17 protein-coding genes are annotated in these 21,178 nt (G+C 49.5%); 13 read left to right on the forward strand and 4 right to left on the reverse strand.

All coding sequences use genetic code 11. From position 1 onward, the window contains the following. The first annotated feature begins 62 nt into the window (after window positions 1-62). The 5 genes from BN3279_RS15170 (at window position 63) to BN3279_RS15190 (ending at window position 8,209) form a co-directional block, all read left to right on the forward strand. Entirely contained in the window at window positions 63-1,841 is a 1,779-nt protein-coding gene (locus tag BN3279_RS15170; RefSeq protein WP_059052024.1) for a sensor histidine kinase, read from the forward strand. Between the two features lie 92 nt (window positions 1,842-1,933). Beyond that, window positions 1,934-2,914 (forward strand): ABC transporter permease, encoded by a 981-nt coding sequence (locus BN3279_RS15175; protein WP_059052025.1) that lies wholly within the window; start codon window positions 1,934-1,936, stop codon window positions 2,912-2,914. Window positions 2,915-2,927: 13 nt separating this feature from the next. After that, window positions 2,928-3,830: a carbohydrate ABC transporter permease gene (locus tag BN3279_RS15180; RefSeq protein WP_059052026.1), complete on the forward strand. Its 903-nt coding sequence runs from the start codon at window positions 2,928-2,930 to the stop codon at window positions 3,828-3,830. A gap of 177 nt (window positions 3,831-4,007) precedes the next feature. Then, entirely contained in the window at window positions 4,008-5,738 is a 1,731-nt protein-coding gene (locus BN3279_RS15185; protein WP_059052027.1) for an ABC transporter substrate-binding protein, read from the forward strand. A 101-nt stretch (window positions 5,739-5,839) separates the two neighbouring features. Next, on the forward strand, window positions 5,840-8,209 hold the full coding sequence (locus BN3279_RS15190; protein WP_059052028.1) for a glycoside hydrolase family 95 protein: 2,370 nt from the start codon (window positions 5,840-5,842) through the stop codon (window positions 8,207-8,209). Window positions 8,210-8,307: 98 nt separating this feature from the next. Here the strand turns inward: BN3279_RS15190 and BN3279_RS15195 are convergent, their stop codons facing one another. From BN3279_RS15195 to BN3279_RS15205, 3 genes are all read right to left on the reverse strand, one after another. After that, window positions 8,308-8,712 (reverse strand): VOC family protein, encoded by a 405-nt coding sequence (locus tag BN3279_RS15195; protein WP_059052029.1) that lies wholly within the window; start codon window positions 8,710-8,712, stop codon window positions 8,308-8,310. Between the two features lie 113 nt (window positions 8,713-8,825). Further along, the gene (locus BN3279_RS15200; protein WP_059052030.1) at window positions 8,826-9,773 is read right to left on the reverse strand and encodes a helix-turn-helix transcriptional regulator; all 948 of its coding nucleotides are present in this window, start codon (window positions 9,771-9,773) and stop codon (window positions 8,826-8,828) included. A gap of 49 nt (window positions 9,774-9,822) precedes the next feature. Beyond that, on the reverse strand, window positions 9,823-10,656 hold the full coding sequence (locus BN3279_RS15205) for an AraC family transcriptional regulator (RefSeq protein WP_059052031.1): 834 nt from the start codon (window positions 10,654-10,656) through the stop codon (window positions 9,823-9,825). 125 nt (window positions 10,657-10,781) lie between these two features. Here BN3279_RS15205 and BN3279_RS15210 point away from each other — a divergent pair, with 125 nt between their 5' ends. Beyond that, window positions 10,782-12,809 carry a beta-galactosidase gene (locus BN3279_RS15210; protein ID WP_059052032.1) on the forward strand — a complete coding sequence of 676 codons (2,028 nt, stop codon included), beginning with the start codon at window positions 10,782-10,784 and terminating at the stop codon, window positions 12,807-12,809. 69 nt (window positions 12,810-12,878) lie between these two features. On the opposite strand, the gene BN3279_RS15215 is transcribed toward BN3279_RS15210, so the two are convergent. Beyond that, window positions 12,879-13,952, reverse strand: coding sequence for a M42 family metallopeptidase (locus BN3279_RS15215; RefSeq protein WP_059052033.1), 1,074 nt, complete (start codon window positions 13,950-13,952; stop codon window positions 12,879-12,881). A gap of 332 nt (window positions 13,953-14,284) precedes the next feature. On the opposite strand from BN3279_RS15215, the gene BN3279_RS24040 reads away from it, so the two are divergent. The 7 genes from BN3279_RS24040 (at window position 14,285) to BN3279_RS15250 (ending at window position 21,103) form a co-directional block, all read left to right on the forward strand. Continuing rightward, complete coding sequence (locus BN3279_RS24040) at window positions 14,285-14,554, forward strand: hypothetical protein (RefSeq protein ID WP_059052034.1); 270 nt, start codon at window positions 14,285-14,287, stop codon at window positions 14,552-14,554. A 45-nt stretch (window positions 14,555-14,599) separates the two neighbouring features. Continuing rightward, window positions 14,600-15,106, forward strand: coding sequence for a stage V sporulation protein AC (gene spoVAC, locus BN3279_RS15225; RefSeq protein ID WP_059052035.1), 507 nt, complete (start codon window positions 14,600-14,602; stop codon window positions 15,104-15,106). Between the two features lie 3 nt (window positions 15,107-15,109). After that, on the forward strand, window positions 15,110-16,132 hold the full coding sequence (gene spoVAD, locus BN3279_RS15230) for a stage V sporulation protein AD (RefSeq protein ID WP_059054448.1): 1,023 nt from the start codon (window positions 15,110-15,112) through the stop codon (window positions 16,130-16,132). Beyond that, window positions 16,129-16,479 carry a stage V sporulation protein AE gene (spoVAE, locus tag BN3279_RS15235; protein WP_059052036.1) on the forward strand — a complete coding sequence of 117 codons (351 nt, stop codon included), beginning with the start codon at window positions 16,129-16,131 and terminating at the stop codon, window positions 16,477-16,479. Before spoVAD ends, spoVAE begins: the two co-directional genes overlap by 4 nt. Before the next feature lie 156 nt (window positions 16,480-16,635). Continuing rightward, window positions 16,636-17,592 carry an AAA family ATPase gene (locus BN3279_RS15240; protein ID WP_059052037.1) on the forward strand — a complete coding sequence of 319 codons (957 nt, stop codon included), beginning with the start codon at window positions 16,636-16,638 and terminating at the stop codon, window positions 17,590-17,592. Window positions 17,593-17,594: 2 nt separating this feature from the next. Beyond that, window positions 17,595-18,827 (forward strand): DUF58 domain-containing protein, encoded by a 1,233-nt coding sequence (locus BN3279_RS15245; protein ID WP_059052038.1) that lies wholly within the window; start codon window positions 17,595-17,597, stop codon window positions 18,825-18,827. Beyond that, window positions 18,824-21,103 (forward strand): DUF4129 domain-containing transglutaminase family protein, encoded by a 2,280-nt coding sequence (locus BN3279_RS15250; RefSeq protein WP_059052039.1) that lies wholly within the window; start codon window positions 18,824-18,826, stop codon window positions 21,101-21,103. The genes BN3279_RS15245 and BN3279_RS15250 overlap by 4 nt, the downstream gene beginning before the upstream one ends. Window positions 21,104-21,178 lie beyond the last annotated feature (75 nt).

The following is a 21,178-nucleotide window of genomic DNA, read 5'->3' on the forward strand; positions in this document are numbered from 1 at the left end:
TAGGGGATATTTTCGTATCAAGAGATGACTTTTTCGAAATACCTCTTTGAGGGGGCGAGGCCATGCTGAACAGAATTATCCGTTCTACCAACAACCTGAAGCTTAAGCATAAGCTTCTTATTTCTTATATTGTGGTGGTGATGATCCCCGTACTTATCGTTGGGGTTGGCGTTACCGCTTATTTTCGCCATCAGGCCATGGAGCGTGCGATTGCCCAAGCCACGAACAACGTGGAGAAGGTAAAGACGCGTACGGCTATGATGCTGCGGGTGCCCAGCGATATCTCCGATATGATTATGCTGGATCGGGAACTGGCGACAGCGGTCAAGACAGAATATCCTGACGTGCTTGAATTGACCAAATCCTATTTGAATTACGATAATTTCCGCGAATTTATCCTCCAATACCGGGAGATCTCAGGCATTCGTTTCTATTACGATAACCCGACTTTGATCAACAATCTGGAGTTTATCCCGATTAATGAGGGAATTGAACAGGCGACTTGGTTTAAGCAAGCGATGGAGAGCAAGCGAATAGGATGGTTTTACATCGATGATGCTGAGGAGTTCCCAGTCAAGCGACTTAGCTTGGTTAGGCAGATATCCTTTGAAGGTACGCGGAAAAGCGGCGTTCTAATGGTTATTATCAATCAGGAAGAGCTGAATCGCATGCTACAGCAGGAGCCTTTCGAGACACTAATCACGGATGATATGGGAGTGGTCGTTGCGGCCAAGAACCCGTCTCTTGTCGGCAAAACGTTGGGCGAACTTGATTATGGAATTGATCTTAGCACTCAGCAAAAGGAAACACTCCAGGTGGAGAGCCAAGGCGAGCCTGCTTATCTTGTCATAGATACACTAACACCGGATTCAAGCATGAATGGTCTGAGGTTTATTTCAGTATTTACCACCGAATCTATTGTTAAGGACGCGAATGCGGTTAGCTTGATGGGGTTGTTCATTATTCTGCTGGTCTTGTTGCTTGCCTTCATCTTCGTCTATACCGTTTCTTTCCTGACGACAAACCGGTTGCTTCGATTGAGTCGGCATTTAAATCGACTGGCCTTGGGAGATTTGACGGTGGTCTCGCGAATTGATGGTCAGGATGAAATTGGTCAACTATCCCGGCAATTTAACTATATGGTAGAAAGCATACGTCGACTGATGGATCAGGTTGTAGAGAAGACGGAGCAAAATAATTCGCTTGAATTGGCTCAGCGGGAAATCAAGCTAAAGATGATGGCCAGTCAGATTAACCCTCATTTTCTATTCAATGCCCTAGAATCCATACGGATGAATGCGCATCTCAAGGGTGACCAGGAAATTGCCAACGTGGTTCGCAGATTAGGTAAGATGATGCGCAAAAGCCTGGAGGTGGGCCGGGAAAACATCATGCTCAAGGAAGAGCTTGAAATGGTCAGCTCCTATCTGGAGATTCAAAAATTCCGCTACGAGAATCGCCTCAAGTATGAAATTGACGTGGACCCCTCAGTCATGAATTTTCGGATTCCTCCATTAATTATTCAGCCGCTTGTGGAGAATGCCGTTGTACATGGAGTTGAAAACAAGGAAGACGGGGTCAAGGTAGTGGTCAGCATCCGGCGGCTGGAAGAGATGCTTGAAGTCAGCGTTAAGGATAACGGAATGGGAATGACACCGGAACGTCTGGAAGAGGTCAGGGAGTCCATCATGGCTTCCGAAGAATCAGAGAAAAACCGAATCGGTCTGCGCAATGTCTACCAGCGATTGGTCCTCACTTATGGAGAGAAGCATGGCTTGAACATGGATAGCAGGTATGGAGAAGGAACCCTGATTATTTTCACTTTACCCCTGAATCTCTAATTTTTATATGGTTTTTGCATCAATCTACCAGGTATTTGAAAACGCTTTTTTTATCTAAAATTAAACTATAAATGAAGGGGGGGATTGGACAAATGGAAACGCTGTCAGCTAAGAATAAATCTGATTTCTCAAGCGTAACCCCTTCTCCGCAAAAAAAGCGGAAGAAAGGTTTCTGGCAGATTCTCGTCCAACAAAAATATCTTTATCTCATGTCTTTACCATTTGTAATCTGGTGTTTTGTATTTAACTATTTACCGATTTGGGGCTGGACCATGGCTTTTCAGAACTACAAGCCTTCCAAGTCGTTCAGTGAACAAGAATGGGTCGGACTGAAGCAATTTGTCACCTTGTTTCAGGATGAACGTTTTTATCTGGTGTTAAGAAACACCTTGGCCATGAGTATTATGGGTCTGATATTTGGCTTCGTCGTTCCTATCTTCTTTGCAGTATTCCTGAATGAGCTGAAGGGAACGATGTTCAAGCGTACAGTTCAGACCGTATCGTACCTGCCTCACTTTGTATCCTGGGTTGTCGTGGGCGGGATTATTACGAAGATGCTCTCCATCGACGGAGGGATTGTCAATGAACTTTTGCTGACAACTGGAATTATCAATGAACCGATTCAGTTTATGGCTCAAGGGAAATGGTTTTGGGGAATTGTAACCGCTTCAGATATATGGAAAGAAACCGGCTGGAACGCGATTATTTATCTGGCAGCGATTACCGGTATCGATAAAGAATTGTACGAAGCAGCCCGCGTGGATGGAGCAGGGCGTTTGCGTCAAATGTGGAACATCACGCTCCCCGGCATTCGAACAACGATCTCCGTATTGTTGATTATGTCGATTGGCCACTTGATTGGGATCGGCTTCGAGAAGCAATTTCAGCTTCAAAATTCGCTTGTTCTGGATTATTCCGAGGTGCTAGACCTTTATGCTTTGAATTATGGGATAAAGATTAGTCGATTCTCCTACGGTACGGCAATCAGTATGTTCACCTCCGTCGTAAGTGTTATGTTGCTACTCACGGCAAACGGCATTATGAAGAAAACTACGAAGGAAAGCATCATGTAAAGGAGGGAAAAAGATGGCGGCTTCAAAAGCATTTAACGCTACAAAATCAGAAAAATTGTTTGATATCTTTAACATCATTTTAATGACTCTTATCCTTATCGTCACTTTATATCCGTTCCTTAACGTGCTTGCGATCTCTTTGAACGATTCGACGGATACCGTACGAGGTGGCATTTATCTCTGGCCTCGCGAATTTACACTGGAGAACTATAGGACAATTTTTAACTACACGGGCTTGATCCAAGGCTTCAAAATATCTGTGTTAAGAACAATCGTCGGTACCATATTCGGGTTAATCAGCTCTTCCATGTTGGCCTATACACTTAGCCGTCCCGATTTTCGTTCCAGAAGGTTTGTATCGACCTTTCTCGCTCTGACGATGTATTTCTCGGGTGGTCTGGTTCCGGGGTACATGTTGATGCGTCATCTGGACTTGATTGGTACGTTCTGGATCTATGTATTACCAGGTATCGTAAGTGCATTTAACGTATTCATTATTCGTTCCTTTATCGATGGATTACCTTACGCCTTGCAAGAATCGGCCAAACTGGACGGTGCTAATGATTTCACCATTTACTACAGAGTCATCTTGCCGCTTTGTAAACCGGTATTGGCAACAATCGCATTGTTTCTGGCGGTAGGACAATGGAACTCTTGGTTTGATACTTATCTGTATAACGGAAATAAACCTAACTTGACAACATTGCAGTATGAATTGATGAAGGTCCTCGCTAGCACCAATCAAGGCTCGGGGATGGTCAACGCCAATGATATGGCGAATCTGATGGCTCAGGTATCACCTGAATCAATCAAGATGGCGATTACAATTGTTGTAACGTTGCCGATCTTGCTAGTCTACCCGTTCCTTCAAAGATATTTTGTATCGGGTATGACGCTTGGAGCAGTTAAGGCCTAGGTTATTTCTCCTCGATTTGCAGAGCCTCCAGCCCTGCAAATCGAGAAGGAAGTTGATAAAAAAACATTTATTTTGTAAGCCCTTACTTTTGGGCGAGTTAGATTAAGTGACGGTATACCCAGGCTAAGCCTGATATACAATATGCATCACAAATTATGAATTGGGGGGCAAGCAGATATGAAGTGGAAAACTCCAAGAACTTTTGCCGCGCTTTTATTGGCAACAACACTGCTCATTGGTGGTTGTGGCAGTAATGGGGGAAGTGCTTCCGAGGGCAACAATGGGAACACAGGAACAGGGAACAATGGTCAAAACGCAAGTGCAGAAGACACTAGTCCGGTTACCTTCACCTTCTTCGGGGCCGATGCAAGTCCAAACTGGAACAATATGCAGGATGAAGTAGGTAAGGCGATTACGGAGAAAACAGGAGTTACAATCCAAGCTGAATATGATGTAGGCTCTGGCGGGGGCGAACAAAAGATTGCTTTGATGACTGCCAGCGGCGATGTTCCTGATTTCATTTTTGCAAAAGGCAGCTTGTCCAAGCTTGTGGATGCAGGTCTCATTATTGATATGACTGATTTAATTGAAGAACATGCCCCTAATATTAAGAGGATTCTGGGCGATAACATCAATCGTATGAAGTACAGTAATGAAGATCCTTCCATTTATCAAATTACTACGAATATGGGGGTTGACCAACAATCCTTTGATGCAGGTGGCGGTTTTGAAATCCAACAGCGCGTGCTGAAGGAATTTGGCTATCCGGAAATTCGCACAGTGAAGGACTTTGAGGACATCCTTAGAAAATATAAGGAAAAATATCCTGAAACCGATGGCCAGCCAACCATCCCGCTTTCATTAAATGCAGACGACTGGAAGATCATGATCACCGTAACAAACCCGGCCTTCTTGGCAACAGGCGCTCCGGATGATGGTGAATACTATGTAAACCCTGAAACCTATGAGACGCAATTGCACTACAAGCGTGCTGAGGAAAAAGAATACTTCCGTTGGTTGAACCATATGTTCAACGAAGGCCTGCTTGACAAAGATACATTTATCCAAAAGGATGACCAGTACAAAGCGAAGATCGCTAGTGGACGCGTACTTGGCCTGATCAGCCAGGAGTGGGAATACCAAGACGGTGAAAATGCGCTGAAGGCAGCAGGCAAGGATGATTACACTTATGCGCATTTCCCTGTCACGCTGAATGAAGATTATGTGGACCATTCCTTCCAGCCAGCAGGTCTGGATGGATCGGGTATCGCCATTACGACGGCTGCTAAAGATCCGGTTCGCCTGATTAAATTCCTGGATTGGCTTGCTTCTGATGAAGGGCAAGTGCTGATGAACTGGGGGATCGAAGGCAAGCACTACAATGTTGAGAACGGTGTGCGCGTAGTTCCGGAAGAAATCCAGAACAGAAAAGTTAACGACACAAACAACTTCAATAAAGAATCGGGTATCAGCTTGTATACCGCGATGACTGTTCACTATGGTGACGGTGTCAAGGACCCATCTGGTAACTATTACACCACGAACTTCCCTGACCAAATCGTTGCTGGCTATACCGAAGCGGAAAAAGAAACGTTAGCCGCTTATGGCGCAACCACATGGAAGGACCTGTTCCCTCAAGAAGGCGACTTTAAACCGAAGGAATGGGGCGCCCTGTACAATATGCCAGTACCAACAGATGGAGACTATCAAGTCATCTATCAAAAAACCCAGGATATTATCCGCAAACGGATTCCTGAGGCTGTATTGACTACACCGGATAAATTTGACACCGTGTTTGACAACTTCCTTGCCGAGCTGGATAAAGCCGGTGCTGAGAAAATGGAAGCTGAATACACAGAACTTGTTAAGAAGAGAGTATCCTTGTTCACAGGAAAAGATGTTCAATAATTCTTGACTTGGTAGCAAAAACCGCATATTTTGATTAGAGAAAAGGCCCGTTTGTTTCGGGCTTTTTTCTCTTAATTATTGAACATATGGAGGCATGTAGCATGACGGGATTAGATCAGCGCGAAAGGCAATGGAAGCTTTGGTACAAGCAGCCTGCTTCCCGTTGGGAGGAGGCCCTTCCCGTCGGAAACGGGCGAATCGGCGGAATGGTATACGGAGGCGCCCGCCAGGAACTGATTGCTTTAAATGAAGATACACTATGGTCCGGGTTCCCAAGGGACCCTCAGAATTATGATGCATTACGACATTTGGGTCCGGCAAGGGAATTAATATTTACCGGGAAATATAAAGAGGCAGAGCAATTAATTGATGCGGGCATGCTTGGTCGCGGTACAGAGTCCTACCAGCCTCTTGGCAATTTGCGTGTCGAGCATTTGGCAGCAGGTGAGGAGACAGAATACCAGCGGGAGTTGGACTTGACGACAGGCATTGCTACTAGCACCTACCGGGTTGGACAAGCGGTGTATATCCGTGAGGTACTGGTGAGCGCTGTGGATCAGGTGCTGGCTGTACACCTAAAGGCTACAGGGGATCAGCCAATCGATATCTCGGCATCGCTTGATTCACTGCTACCCTATCGCATAGGTAGCGTGCCACAGGCAGCTTATCTCAAAATGCAAGGGCAAGCGCCTAGTCACGTTGCCGACAACTACCGTGAGGATCATCCGCAATCGGTGTTATATGAGGATGGCTTGGGTATATCTTTTGAAGTGCAGTTGCAGGTGCTTTCTACCGGCGGGATAGTATCATTTGACGATGAAGCGGGGCGGCTGATTGTACAGGGAGCGAAGGAGCTAACCCTGCTGCTGGCAGCAGCAACGGATTTTGCTGGTTACGATGTGATGCCAGGCAGTGGAGATGTAGACCCTGCGGAGAAGTGCCGCGCGGTGCTTGCGGCTGCTGCAAAGCTAAGCTATGCAGAACTTCGGCAACGCCATATCCAGGACCATCAGCGTTTGTTCAATCGCGTGGAGCTCAAGATAGGGGAGTTATCTCACGCAGACAACCCTCTGCCAACGGATGAGCGTCTGGACGCTTACCGCGAGGGGGGCGGGGATGTAGGGCTAGAAGCGCTTTATTTCCATTATGGGCGTTACTTGCTGATGACCAGTTCCAGACCCGGAACGGAAGCTGCTCACTTGCAAGGAATATGGAATCCTCGGGTTCAGCCTCCATGGAACTGCGGGTACACCAGCAATATCAATGTTCAGATGAATTATTGGCCTGCGGAAATAGCCAATTTGAGCGAATGTCATGAGCCGTTGTTTGAATTGATTCGCGATCTCAGTGTCACCGGGGCAAGAACGGCAAAAATCCATTATGGCAGCCGAGGTTGGGTAGCACATCATAATGTAGACGTATGGCGTCAATCCATCCCATCCGATGGCGAAGCAAGCTGGGCTTTTTGGCCCATGGGTGGCGTGTGGCTATGCCGGCATTTGTGGGAGCATTATGCCTTTGAGCCGAACGAGGAATTTCTGCGGGAGACAGCGTACCCCTTGATGAAGGGGGCGGCCGAGTTCTGTCAGGATTGGCTGATTGAAGGCCCTGATGGAAGACTGACTACGGCTCCATCTACCTCGCCGGAGAACAAATTCCTGACGGCTGAGGGGGAGCCATGCAGTGTGTCGGCAGGAAGCAGTATGGATTTGTTCCTGATTCGCGAGTTATTGGAGCACACGATTCGTGCTGCCGGGTTGCTTGATCTGGATGAGGAATGGCGCGAGGAACTGTCAGGTGTGCTGGAGCGTATGGTCAAGCCGAAGATTGGGCTGGACGGGAGAATTCAGGAATGGAGTGAACCATTTGCTGAGGCTGAGCCAGGGCATCGGCATGTGTCCCATCTGTACGGATTTTACCCGGGGGATGTAATCACCGTAAGGGATACGCCGGAATGGGCCGAAGCGGTCAGAAAGACGCTTGACGCACGGATCAAGAGTGGCGGTGGACATACAGGATGGAGTTGTGCTTGGCTAATCAATCTATATGCTCGCCTGGGAGACGGAGAAACGGCCCATCAGTTTATCAATACACTGCTGTCCCGTTCTACCTATCCGAACCTGTTCGACGATCATCCTCCGTTCCAGATTGACGGCAACTTTGGCGGTGCGGCGGGGATCGTCGAAATGCTGGTGCAGAGCCATATGGATGGAATCGATTTGCTGCCAGCCCTGCCAAAGACTTGGGATTGCGGACTCGTTAGCGGCCTGAGGGCTCGGGGTGGATTTACAGTCGACTTGGCTTGGGAGAATAATGGACTGACGTCAGCGACTCTCTTATCCGTCGTGGGAGGCTGGTGCACAGTACGGGGGCTAAATGGATTAAAACTTTGGAAGCCCGATGGTACCGTCGTTGGCGAAGGCGAACGGTTCGAGACGGAAGCAGGAGCAACTTACTCTATTCATGCATAATAAGTGGATATCCACAAACAGCGCGTACCGATACTCGATCGATGCGCGCTGTTTGAGTTTGAATTGAATGCATTAGTATTTTCTATTTCGTCATTTCGTTAATGTCTGTCTTTAAATCGATTAATCGCATCCTCTGTTACTGGCTGGAAGAGATTGATGAGGTTACCATCAGGATCGCGGAACAGCATGGAGCGATTACCCCATGGCATCGTGGTCGGTTCCTTTACCCAATGTTCGACAAATGGCTTCAGGCGTACATATTCGGCCTCAACATCGTCGATGCGGAACTCCATAATGACAGTGGGATTATTGGCCGCCACTACGGAATCCGCACCGAATAGCTGCGCCGTTTGAGAGTGACCAATTGCAAGGGTGAACGATGGCGTAACGAATTCGGCAAAGACGGGCGCAGGGCGCTCCGCCGAAACCTCCATAACTTTCTCATAGAACTTGACGAGACGATCTACATCGTCAGTAATGATGCGTACAGAAGCAAAATTCATAACATAACATCCTTCCCAATATTGGCTTGACTGTTGCAAAACATAGCTTTGTCTATCAGTCTGCTTTACATCTACATTGTCCATTATAAAAAAACGCTACTGACAGCATTATGTCAGTAGCGTTTTAGAATGTTTTGGGCTTCCTCGCAAATCCGATTTCGGAAGGCCTCCGGTTCAAGCACAATTACGTTCGCTCCCCAGCCAAGCACCCACTGCAGCGAATCATCCACCTGACGAATACGTAAGACCACATCCAATCCATCTTGATGCTCTTTCATATCATCTATGTAATGATAGTTCGATTCCTTGACCTTATCTGCTATTTCACGATTAAATCGAAGGAAGACTTGCAAGTGGCGATCATCTGGAGGGGCATACTCCCTTAAGTCAAAGCCCATTGGAAGTTCAAATCTCTCGTCCAGTTCGAGAAGTTCAGCCATTCGGGACAATCGGAAGTGGCGGATGCCTTGACGTAGATCACACCAGGCTACAAGCATCCAGGACCCTTCAATAAATACAAGACCATAAGGAGCAACGGTACGTTTGCTATGGCGATTCCCCGTGGAATCAGGAATGCTTTTCCAATAATGAAAACTAATCTTTCGTCCATCTAATAGAGCTTGGCGTATCTTATTGAGATTCTCTCTTTCGTTGGACGGAGCTATCTCTTTGCGAGGAGCGAGCAATCGTAGGGATTTACGTATATGCGCGGTCTCACTGCGGACAGTGTCTGATAAAGTGATCTCGATTTTCCTTCTAGCCACATTAGCCCTATCCCGATATTGATCATCAAATTGTTGCTCGATAAATTCTGTTCCTATAAGCAAGGTTACGGCTTCCTCGATGGTAAAACTGATCGGAGGAAGAAAATATCCTTCCATTAAGGAATAGCCTGTGCCAGTAGTGCCTCTAATCGGCACGCCAGCTTCGCTGAGCGCTTGAATATCTCGATAGATGGTCCTCACACTGGTCTCAAATAATGCCGCCAAATCTTCGGCACGTACTGTTTGCCTGCTCTGCAACTCCAGCACGATGGCTAACAAACGATCTGTCTTGTTCATGGACTGCCCCCTTGAAACCTAATGCCTGCTGTACAACGGAAAATTTGTGCTAATGCAGTCTGCGGAACTGTTGCGGTGTCATGCCTGTGTGCTTGCGGAAGGTGGCTACAAAGTGGCTTGCATCGCGGAAGCCGGTCTTCCCGGCGATGCTGGACACGGTCACTCCGGGCTCGCTCGCCAGATGCTCCTTCGCCTTATGTATACGCATCTGAGTGAGATAGCTGTAAGGCGCGATACCAAACGTCTGCTGGAACAGCTTGCTCAGATGCCGTCCAGACATGCCGATGATATCAGCCATGGAATCCAGCCCGATATCGGGATTCCCGTATTCTTGCTCCATCCAGGCGAGTAGAGGGCCAAGCTTCTCCATATTGCGGGGAACGGCACTGTTGCTGACATGGCCGAACTTGCTTAATACGCCCAGAAATCGATATACCTCCGTGGAGGTCTCCAGGCCAAACAAATCCTGCGTGTTCTCCAACTTGTTCAGCAATTCGGCTAGCAGTGGGGTCAGGGGGGCCTCTGGCTCCCAGCGGAACAGGGCAGCTTCCTGAATGCCAAATGCGCTTAGAATCGCTGCAGCCGCCCCTCCTCCGAAGGTTACGTAATAGGTCTTCCAGCTTGTGCCCCGCTTGGCCTCGTAAGCATGGCTCATGCCGGGAGGCAACAGGATGCCGCTGCCAGGGGGCAGGGGTATGGTGCCGCTGCCCAATGTAATGCGACCCTCGCCTTCGGCGGTTTGTAGCCAATGATAGTAAGGATAGCCATCCGGGCGAGTGATCTTCTCTTGATGTGGATTATAGCCCACGCTCTCCATCAGCAGCGGGAGATCCGGAGTGGCGGCGGGCGAAAATGCGAAACGGGTAAAGGCCCGTGGATTCATCTTATGTATTCCTCCTTGCTTCGTCCATATTATTATATAACAAAACGAGAATATTATATATAAAGCGGAGATGATACGGCTTACAATGAGGTTATAATTATATTATATAAAGGATGTGCACTTAAATGATAAATGATAAATTACCGAAAATCTGGTACGGCGGTGACTATAACCCGGAGCAGTGGGGGCCTGATGCTTGGCAAGAGGATGAACGTATGTTCAAGCTGGCGGGGATCGACGTTGCCACGGTCAACGTATTTGCCTGGGCCTTGAATCAGCCAAGCGAGGATACTTATGATTTCGCCCAATTGGATGCAACGATTGACCGCTTGTACAAGAGTGGAGTTCACGTATGTCTGGCGACCAGCACAGGGGCTCATCCTGCCTGGATGGCGCATCGTCATCCCGATGTATTGCGAGTTGATGCTCAAGGGAGAAAACGTAAGTTCGGGGGTCGCCATAATTCCTGTCCATCCTCCCCGACGTACCGTAAGTATTCAGCCAAGCTGGCTGGCAAGCTAGCCGAACATTATAAGGACCATCCTGCACTGCTGATTTGGCATGTATCCAATGAATATGGCGGCTACTGTTACTGCGATAATTGTGCAGCCGGCTTCCGGGTCTGGCTGAAGGAACGCTACAAGACGCTGGATGAGCTTAATCGGGTGTGGAATACCCGCTTCTGGGGCCATACCTTTTATGACTGGGAGGAAATTGTGGTGCCCAGCGAGTTGAGTGAGGAATGGAACGGCAATCGCACGAATTTCCAGGGGATTTCGCTGGATTACCGTCGTTTTCAATCCCAGGCCTTACTGGATTGCTACAAGCTGGAATATGAAGAAATCAAAAAGCATACGCCGAATATTCCGATCACAACAAACCTGATGGGCTTGTACCCCGAACTGGATTATTTTGAGTGGGCGAAGCATCTGGATATTGTCTCTTGGGATAACTATCCTTCTCTCGATACCCCGGTAAGTCTAACGGCAATGACCCATGACTTGATGCGGGGACTCAAGGGCGGCGACCCATTTATGCTCATGGAGCAAACACCAAGTCAGCAAAATTGGCAGCCATATAACTCGCTCAAGCGTCCGGGTGTCATGCGTTTGTGGAGTTACCAGGCGGTAGCCCGTGGAGCCGATACGGTACTGTTCTTCCAGCTTCGCCGTTCGATCGGGGCTTGCGAGAAATATCATGGAGCGGTCATCGAGCATGTAGGTCACGAGCATACCCGGGTCTTCCGCGAGGTCGCCGAACTTGGGCAGGAGCTTCAGCAGCTTGGCGACAAATTGCTGGATGCACGGACGGAAGCGAAGATCGGGATCGTGTACGATTGGGAGAACCGGTGGGCCATTGAATTGTCCAGCGGTCCAAGCGTAGCTCTTAATTACGCGAATGAAGTGCATAAATATTATGATGCTTTGTTCCAGATGAACGTGGAAAGTGACATGATTTCCGTTGAAGAAAATTTTGATAAATACGAAGTCGTGATTGCACCTGTCATGTATATGGTGAAGCCAGGCTTCGCGAAGAAAGTGGAGAAGTTTGTGGAAAGTGGTGGCACCTTCTTGACCACGTTCTTTAGCGGCATTGTCAATGAAAATGATTTGGTAACCACCGGTGGTTATCCGGGTGAATTACGTAAGGTTCTTGGCATCTGGGCGGAGGAAATCGATGCGCTGTTGCCAGGACGCAGCAATCAATTGGTGATGAAGCAGGCTTGGGGTGAGCTCTCCGGTCAATATCAATGTGAACTCCTGTGCGACTTAATCCATGCGGAGGGGGCTGAAGTTTTGGCTGAGTATGGCTCTGACTTCTACAAGGGCATGCCAGGCGTAACCGTTAATTCCTTCGGGAAAGGGCGTGCCTATTATCTGGCCAGCAGTCCGGAAGCTACTTTCCTGCAAGGCTTCCTGAAGAACCTGTGTGAAGAGAAAGGCATTCAGCCGTTGCTTGAGACTCCGGCTGGCGTAGAAGTAGCTCGCCGTGTGAAGAACGATCAAGCCTTCTTATTCCTGCTAAATCATAATGAAGCAGCAGCGGAAGTAGAGGTAGGCTCCGGGAAGAAGGACGCACTGACAAATCTTGAGGTGTCTGGCACGGTAACCGTACCGGGACGTGGTGTTGTCATTCTGCAAGGCAGCAAATAGTAGAGAGTATGAAACAGGCAGTGCCGGGGGAAATAAATCCTCTGGCACTGCCTTTTTTAGCTTCAATAATCAGCTATTCTCCAAAATCGTGTTCAATGTCGTACGGTCCAGACCGCGTACGAGGCGGATGAGCAACTCCTTGGCGGCTTCATAATCATCCGTATGAATGATTGACGTAGAAGTGTGGATATAGCGGGAGCATATCCCGATTACACTGGAAGGGACGCCGATGCCGCTAAGATGTACTTGTCCTGCATCCGTTCCTCCGGGTGACACGAAGTATTGGTATTTAATCTTATGTGTATCGGCAGTGTCCTGAATATACTCTACCAGGCCGCGATGGGTAATCATGGTCGGGTCCAAAATGCGCAGCAGGGCGCCTTCACCAAGCTTCCCGAAGGAACGTTTATCTCCGGTCATGTCGTTGGCTGCACTGGCATCCAGGGCAAAGAAGATGTCTGGCTGGATCAGGTTGGCGGCGGTACGAGCCCCGCGCAGACCCACCTCTTCCTGAACATTGGCGCCGATGTAAAGCGTATTCGGCAGCTTGTCCTGATGCACAGCCTCTAGCAGTTCCAGACCCAATCCAACCCCGTAACGGTTATCCCACGCTTTGGCCATGATTTTCTTCGGATTCACCAGAGGTGTGAATTCACAAATGGGCACGATCTGTTGACCTAGGCGTACACCAGCAGCTTCGGCCTGTTCCCGGCTATCTGCGCCGATATCCAGATACATACTCTTCAGGTCGACAGGCTTGCTACGTTGCGATTCGTCTAGCAAATGTGTTGGAATGGAGCCTACCACACCTACAATAGGGCCATTTGGGGTAATAATTTGCAGACGCTGGGCCAGTACGGCCTGGCTCCACCAACCGCCGAGGGGTTGGAAGGCAATCATCCCGTTGTCGCTAATTCCAATGGTCATGAATCCTACCTCATCAAAATGACCCGCGACCATGACTTTCGGGCCCTGATCATCTCCGCGCAGAACGCCGAACAGTCCCCCTAGCCGATCCTGGACAAATTCCTGAGTATAGGCGGACATTTTCTCTTTGACGAGGGCACGTAGCTCTCGCTCAAATCCCGGGGCTGAGGGAAATTCGGTAAGTTGTTTGAACAACTCCCGTGTTTGATTATTCATGCTCTAATTCTCCTTTTAGAGGATGTTCAAAAAGTCGTCTTCCCAGGACGAAGTTGTTCGAGGAGTGCATTCGACATCGAATCTTGAATTCAGCCGGGCCTAGCATATGCTTCCGTAGTATGTTTCCTTCAGAAACATTTCAGTTGCTCACGTAGATCTGTCTACGCTCCGCTACTGACGTCCCTGGCTTCATCCAACCTTCTCGGTCCTGTAAACCCGACTTTTTGAACTCGTATTTTTACCTTAACAATGTGAACAATAATATTAAGTATGAACTACCTCGTTTCGATTGTCCATGTCTCGGCTCATGTGAAGGTAGGCACCCTGTATATATGGACGCATATACTGTATCAAGCAGCACTTCGCTGGGCGAGTTAAGGGAGGCAAACGATAATGGAGCGATATTCCAAGGATTGGCTCGTGATCTGTCTTCTGTTCATCCTGCTGGTCATTATCCTTCAATATTTGTAAAGGAAAGCTTATGGCATGCCATGTTCATGTATCCGTCCGGACATCTTCCGGCGGTTTTTTTTGTTTTCATTTTTGCTTTTCAAATGTTCTTATCATTTTCCAAACATAACAAATCCACAAATGACAAATAATGATGAGTATACCGTTTTTAATCGGAAAATAAGGAGGGGTATCGTTTGCCAGCAAAGAGCAAAAATTCATCAGGTGCCCGTATCAAGCTTAATCGCTTGTCGTTAACGGAGCAAGAATACAAGCAGGTGTCAGATCGGCACCAGCCTAAGAAGAAAATCTGGGGTAACTGTTTGCGGGCTTTCCTGGTCGGGGGCTTCATTTGCCTGATCGGTCAATGCATTCAACAGTTGTTCATGACCTTCGCGGACATGACATCACGTGAGGCTGCAAGTCCGACCGTGGCCGTCTTGATCCTGATCTCCGTCGTTATGACCTGTCTCGGTGTCTACGATAAGATTGCTCAATGGGCGGGAGCGGGTTCGGCTGTACCGGTCACCGGTTTTGCTAACTCGATGTGCTCGGCTGCCATTGAAGCACGCTCCGAAGGACTGGTGCTGGGGGTAGGGGCAAATATGTTCAGACTGGCGGGATCGGTCATTGTTTTTGGCGTGGTGGCTGCTTTTATCATCGGTGTCATTCACGTTATTTTTGGCTTGGGAGGAGTGCATTAAGTGATGCTAATGGGCAAACAAACCTGGGAGTTCAAGACCAAGCCGGCGATTATTGGGACCGCTACGGTAGTTGGGCCGGAAGAAGGAGCCGGACCGCTGTCGAATACCTTTGACTTTGTATACGATAATCTGGAAATTGACGAGAAGACCTGGGAGAAGGCAGAACGCAAGCTGTTGGAACACGCCTCATCCCTGGCACTGGTTCATGCCGGTATCAATAAGGAGGACCTGTCGTTCTTTATTGGTGGCGACCTGATGAACCAGATCATTACGGCCACCTTTGCGGCACGGGAGATCCAGGCACCTTACCTGGGCGTGTTTGGGGCCTGCTCGACTTCAATGGAGAGCTTGGCACTGGCTGCCTTTCTGGCCGATGCCGGTGGGGCAAATTATGTCATGGCCGGAACGGCCAGCCACAACTGCACCGTGGAGAAGCAATTCCGCTACCCGACCGAATACGGCTCTCAAAAGCCACCGACCGCCCAGTATACCATTACCGGTGCGGGTTGTGCTGTAGTGGCCCGCCAAGGCTCGGGTCCGCGTATTACCCATGCAACGATCGGGCGAATTCAGGATTTGGGAGTGAAGGACCCGTTCAATATGGGGGCAGCGATGGCTCCGGCGGCGGCCGATACGCTGGTATCCCATTTTCGGGATACGGGGCGGAAGCCTGAGGATTACGATTTGATCGTAACGGGGGATTTGGCATCCGTCGGTCATCCGATTGTGAAGGAAATTTTGGGACGAGACGGTGTGTCTATGGAATCAACACACTTTGATGATTGCGGTCTGATGATCTATGACCGGGACAAGCAGCCCTTTGTCATCGCTGGCGGGAGTGGCTGTGGCTGTTCGGCAGTGGTCACCTACGGACATATCTTGCAGAAGATGAAGAACAAGGAGCTTAATCGTGTGTTGGTAGTAGCTACAGGAGCGCTTCTGTCTCCGCTGTCTTATCAGCAAGGCGAGAGCATTCCTTGCATTGCACATGCCGTAGCACTTGAACAGGAGGGAATCAATTCATGATTTACGTATGGGCTTTTATCGTTGGTGGGCTTATCTGTGTGATCGGCCAGTTGATGTTTGACGTGTTAAAGTTAACGCCTGCACATACCATGAGCTCGCTGGTCGTTGCTGGCGCGGTCTTGGATGCTCTCGGTTTGTACGATCCGCTGGTGAAATTTGCCGGGGCCGGAGCGACGGTTCCGATTACGAGCTTTGGTAACTCGTTGGTGCACGGGGCATTAACCGAATTGCAGCGCGACGGGTGGATTGGGGTTATCACCGGGATCTTCGATGTGACCAGCGCAGGGATTTCTGCGGCGATCATCTTTTCCTTTCTGGCGGCACTGGTGGTCAGGCCGAAGGGCTAATTACCAGAAATAAATTGGGCCATTTAACAGGGCATGAGTGTACTCCCTATCTATCTTCATGTAAAATAGGTAGATATAGTCAGACTGTTTAGAGAGAGCATTGTGATTTGCTCAACAGTCTGACATAGACAGGTTTATTTGGGAGGGAAAAGACACGTGCCCGTAAATGAGCAATCGACACGCATATTGACCGCCGTAAGAAATAATCTGGAATCTTGCATTTTGGGAAAGTCTTTTGAAATCAATCTCTTGCTATCCGCGCTGCTAGCCGGAGGGCATGTCTTAATTGAAGATGTTCCGGGTACAGGGAAAACTCAACTGATCCGGGCTTTGGCCAAATCCATGCGCGGTGATTACCGGCGGATTCAGTGTAATCCGGATATCCTGCCTAGTGACATTACAGGCGTATCGGTGTTTCACCCCCATGAGGAGCGGTTTGTGTTCAGACCCGGACCGGTTATGACCCATATTTTGCTGGCCGATGAGATTAACCGAGCCACGACCAAGACACAGTCTGCTTTGCTGGAGGTCATGGAGGAGCGCAGTGTGACCGCTGATGGCGTAACCTATGCTCTTCCTCATCCTTTCATGCTGTGTGCAACGCAAAATCCCATTGATTTCGAGGGTACGTATTTGCTGCCGGAAGCACAGCTTGACCGCTTCATGATGAAGATTGGTATCGGTTATCCCGATGCGGATACGGAGAAGGCGATGTTGCTCTCTCATAGCCAGGGACAGCCGGTTGAACAATTAGAGTCGGTGACCACAATGGAAGAGATCGCGGCGATACAACGTGAGGTGCAGCAGGTGCATCTTAGCGATGCCTTGTCTGACTACTTGCTGGACATTGTCCGCCAGACCAGAGAGCATGCGGATGTATTGCTGGGAGCCTCACCACGGGCCACGCTGGCTTTTATGATGGCGGTGAAAGCTTATGCGTTCCTGGCAGAGCGGGATTACGTATTGCCTGATGATATCAAAACCTTGGCGCCTTACGTGCTGGGGCACCGAATTTTACTCAGACCTGAGTCTCGGCTGGGTCATCGAAACGCAAGCGAGGTCCTGCAACAAATTCTGCGGCAGATCCATGTGCCGGTGAGCGTAGGCCGATAACGATGCGCGCTTTGGCAGAAGGCATCAAGGCAGGCTTGGCCTCTCGCAAATTTTGGGCCCTGACCATAGTGTGGCTGATTTGCTTATTCTACGTACTATTTCAGGGCGGGAAAACCTCGCTCATGCTATTTATGATGGTCTCGTTGCTGGCCGCTTATTGGCTGCTCGGCAGCCTGGGTGGAGTGAAGCGAATTAGAGGGACGCGTAGCTTGTCGCTCGATGGGGAACATGGGAGCCTGCTGCAAGCTGGAGATCAAGTGCTGGTCCGGCTCAATCTTCAGCTCCCGGCTTTCGCTGCGATTCCTTACTTTATCGTCAAAGAATCGCTTCAGCGGCACAATGGAGACACCTGGGCGTTTGAAGACAGTGTGGTTCCCCAATTTCGCGTTCGTTCAGAACTGGTTTATAAGACACCTCCGCTGGAGCGGGGCAAATATATCTTTAATGGCACCTTGTGTAGTGCCGAGGACATCTTCGGGCTTATGGAGCATACCGGCGTATTTCATGCCGAAGGAGAGTTTCGTATTCTGCCCCGGACGGTATTTATTCCCCATTGGGGCCTCTATAGTCGTAACTCGCGTATGGCGGGCCCGGAGACGGCCATTACACTGTCGCGTCGGGAAACCACGCAAATTAACGGAGTGCGGGATTACGTCTATGGTGACCGCATTTCCCGGATTCATTGGAATGCCACAGCCAAGACGGGCACTTGGAAATCCAAAGAGTTCGAGCACGAATCATTGCCGAAGACGATGCTGGTATTGGATGCTCATGCGTCTGGCTATGTACAGCCCGAGCAGTTCGAACTTGCTGTCTCTACAGTAGCTTCATTACTCGAATATGGGGCCAGAGAGCGTATCAGCATGGGGATGTATACCATGGGCAAGGTGCTTCGCTCTTTTCCGCCAGTGGAAGGTTATCTGGAGCGACAGCAAATGCTCCATCATCTGGTAGATATCAATGCTGACGGGCGGGGCCGCCATAAAGAGCAATTGGAAGCGCACCAGGAGCTCTTCCAGCCCAGTGCCTTCTTCATCTTGATTACCCCGCTAGCGGATGACCAGGCCCTGGCCATGCTGCGGTGGGCCAAGTCCCGGCAAATGATTCCCTATCATATTCAAATCGGGGAACCCCATTCGGGCTGGCAAGGCGTGTTGCAGGAACGGGGACTTCGCGGAGTAAGCGTATCTTCCCTTAGCGAACTTCCGGTGGCGATCGGGGGTGCCAAGCTATGAAGCAAGCTGTGAAGGGCACGCAATCTTTCTCCTACCGATTATTATCCTTGCTCTGGGTTGTAATTATTGCGTTCCAATGGGTTGACTTTACCGAGCCAATCTGGCTGACCGCAACGACCAACTTGGTCGGCGTTACCGTGGTGGTAATGGCCTTGGCTGAGCTTGTCCTCCCCTTCAGAACGGTCTGGAAATGGGCAGTCAAGGTTCCGTTGCTCCTCCTGATTTGGCGAGTCATGATGATGGAATCCCAAATTTATCAGCCGCAGGGGCCTTTCTTCCCGGACCAGCTCCGGGATATGGCGGCTACGTTCACACCCTATATCTGGTTCTCGCTCACGGCTTGGATATTAATGGAAGCTATTTTGTACTCCATGACGAGCCGTCGCCGGATTTTATTCCTTCTAGGGGCGCATTTGCTGGCGTTCACCATTTTGGATTCATTTACTTCCTATCATCTATGGTCAAATGTAGCCTGGCTGGTATTTGCCGGATTAGGTTGGCTGGTCAGTATTCATTTCTATGAATATCGGCTCCAGTATCCGCAGGGGTGGCAAAAGCTACGTAGACGGCCACTGAAGATTGCCGTTAATGTCATGCTGGTATTTGCCTGCGTGCTGCTGATTGGTATCAGCATGCCCAAGATATCTCCTACCTTAACGGACCCTTATACGGCGTGGATTAAGCGCAGCGGCGGAACAGGAGGCGGCACTACCCTTCTGTCCGGATCGGGGAGCGGTAGTTCATCATCCTCCGCTCCAAATGAGGTTGTCTCCGGTTATAGCCGCGACGATACGAGCCTTGGTGACGGCTTTGAGTTCAGCTACAACCCGGTTATGTCGATTGAGACGCCAGTGAGATCGTATTGGCGGGGGGAGACTCGGCGGATCTATTCCGGTAAAGGTTGGGCCGACCTGGACGATGAAAGTCGGGATACCGAACGTTATCAGGGGGCCCCCGATGCCGAGTTGCTGGTAAATGGTCAGCCGGGTAAGGTGGAGACGATGCAGGTTGAACAAATCGTAACCATGAATACTGAGAAGGATTATCCGGTGTTATTCGGTGGATACGCTATGGAGAGCATAGAACTGCTGGATGAACGGGAAGCGGGTAATATGCGATGGGCCAGCCAGGAGGCGGAGATGTTCTGGAACGGCTATCGTAGTCCTGGAGAATTGCCGAATTACCCACAGAAATACAAGGTGGTAGCCAATATCCCGCTCATTCCGCTGGAAGAGTTGAAGGCAGCCAGTCTGGAAAGTCTGTTTCCGGAGGGCACGAATGACGTGGAGGAATATTTGCAGATTCCCGGTAGCTTACCAGAACGGGTGAGGAATCTCGCCGAAGAAATCACGGCTGAAGGAACGACGCCTTATGAGAAAATGGATTTGTTGCAGGTTTATTTGCGCCAGAACTTTGAATACACCAACAAACCGGATTTGACGAGAAAGCAAAGCGATGATTTCGTTGATAGTTTCTTGTTTGAAATTCAACAAGGCTATTGCGATTATTACTCTACTTCTATGGTAATGATGGCTCGCTCGCTGGGAATACCGGCACGATGGGTCAAAGGCTATGCTCCGGGTAGCCAGCCAAGCGATGAAATGATGATTCGATCGCCGGAGTTGGGACGTTCCTATCAGGTTAGCAATGCGGACGCCCATTCCTGGGCCGAGCTGTATTTTGGTGAATATGGCTGGATTACGTTTGAGGCAACCCCGGGCTTTGATGCACCGATTATGCTGGCTCCCGAGGAAAGCGAGGAAACGCTGGCTCCGGAAGTGGAGGAGGAGGAACAGGCGGTATCCAGGGAAGAGAGCTTCCTTTCCGGGCTGGACTGGGGAATTGTACGACGAGTGCTCCTCTCCATCATCAGCGTGCTCGTGGCATGGAACTTGTATCAGTGGCGCTCTGAGCTATACTTCCTATGGTTGCGTTTGCGGCTAGGTCGACCACTAACACCGGGAGAGAAGACGATTTACGAGACGTTGCGTCTGGTCAAGCGACTTGGCTACCGAGGTTTGTCTCGAACGAGGGAAGAAACACTTCGCGAGGCTTTCGGGCGTTGGAAGGTGGAACGTCCGCAATTGGCCGAGACACTTGATCCGTTGCTACAGCAATTTGAACGGGCTAATTACAGCTCTGGCACAGTGACAGCAGGCGACTGGCTCGCTACGCGCTCATTGGTCAAGCAGGCAGTGAAGGTTGCCGGAGACGTAGGTTGGCAGCGGTTTGCTTCTTTACCTGGCTTAAGCAGGCGTAATGAAACAAAGCGATGAACAATCGCCTCCTGCGCTTGCGCGGGAGGCGTTTTCTTTTTTAAAATATAAGGAAGTCAGGACAAGATTATGGTA

It is taken from the genome of Paenibacillus senegalimassiliensis (genome assembly GCF_001486585.1).
Taxonomy (GTDB): domain Bacteria; phylum Bacillota; class Bacilli; order Paenibacillales; family Paenibacillaceae; genus Fontibacillus; species Fontibacillus senegalimassiliensis.

What these genes read in the sequence shown, in the direction of transcription:
- spoVAD (WP_059054448.1), top strand. Translation starts at nt 15,110, where the DNA reads ATGCTAATGGGCAAACAAACCTGGGAGTTCAAGACCAAGCCGGCGATT.
- BN3279_RS15185 (WP_059052027.1), top strand. Translation starts at nt 4,008, where the DNA reads ATGAAGTGGAAAACTCCAAGAACTTTTGCCGCGCTTTTATTGGCAACA.
- BN3279_RS15215 (WP_059052033.1), bottom strand. Translation starts at nt 13,952, where the DNA reads ATGAATAATCAAACACGGGAGTTGTTCAAACAACTTACCGAATTTCCC.
- BN3279_RS15210 (WP_059052032.1), top strand. Translation starts at nt 10,782, where the DNA reads ATGATAAATGATAAATTACCGAAAATCTGGTACGGCGGTGACTATAAC.
- BN3279_RS24040 (WP_059052034.1), top strand. Translation starts at nt 14,285, where the DNA reads ATGGACGCATATACTGTATCAAGCAGCACTTCGCTGGGCGAGTTAAGG.
- BN3279_RS15170 (WP_059052024.1), top strand. Translation starts at nt 63, where the DNA reads ATGCTGAACAGAATTATCCGTTCTACCAACAACCTGAAGCTTAAGCAT.
- BN3279_RS15190 (WP_059052028.1), top strand. Translation starts at nt 5,840, where the DNA reads ATGACGGGATTAGATCAGCGCGAAAGGCAATGGAAGCTTTGGTACAAG.
- spoVAE (WP_059052036.1), top strand. Translation starts at nt 16,129, where the DNA reads ATGATTTACGTATGGGCTTTTATCGTTGGTGGGCTTATCTGTGTGATC.
- BN3279_RS15205 (WP_059052031.1), bottom strand. Translation starts at nt 10,656, where the DNA reads ATGAATCCACGGGCCTTTACCCGTTTCGCATTTTCGCCCGCCGCCACT.
- BN3279_RS15195 (WP_059052029.1), bottom strand. Translation starts at nt 8,712, where the DNA reads ATGAATTTTGCTTCTGTACGCATCATTACTGACGATGTAGATCGTCTC.
- BN3279_RS15245 (WP_059052038.1), top strand. Translation starts at nt 17,595, where the DNA reads ATGCGCGCTTTGGCAGAAGGCATCAAGGCAGGCTTGGCCTCTCGCAAA.
- BN3279_RS15200 (WP_059052030.1), bottom strand. Translation starts at nt 9,773, where the DNA reads ATGAACAAGACAGATCGTTTGTTAGCCATCGTGCTGGAGTTGCAGAGC.
- BN3279_RS15175 (WP_059052025.1), top strand. Translation starts at nt 1,934, where the DNA reads ATGGAAACGCTGTCAGCTAAGAATAAATCTGATTTCTCAAGCGTAACC.
- BN3279_RS15250 (WP_059052039.1), top strand. Translation starts at nt 18,824, where the DNA reads ATGAAGCAAGCTGTGAAGGGCACGCAATCTTTCTCCTACCGATTATTA.
- BN3279_RS15180 (WP_059052026.1), top strand. Translation starts at nt 2,928, where the DNA reads ATGGCGGCTTCAAAAGCATTTAACGCTACAAAATCAGAAAAATTGTTT.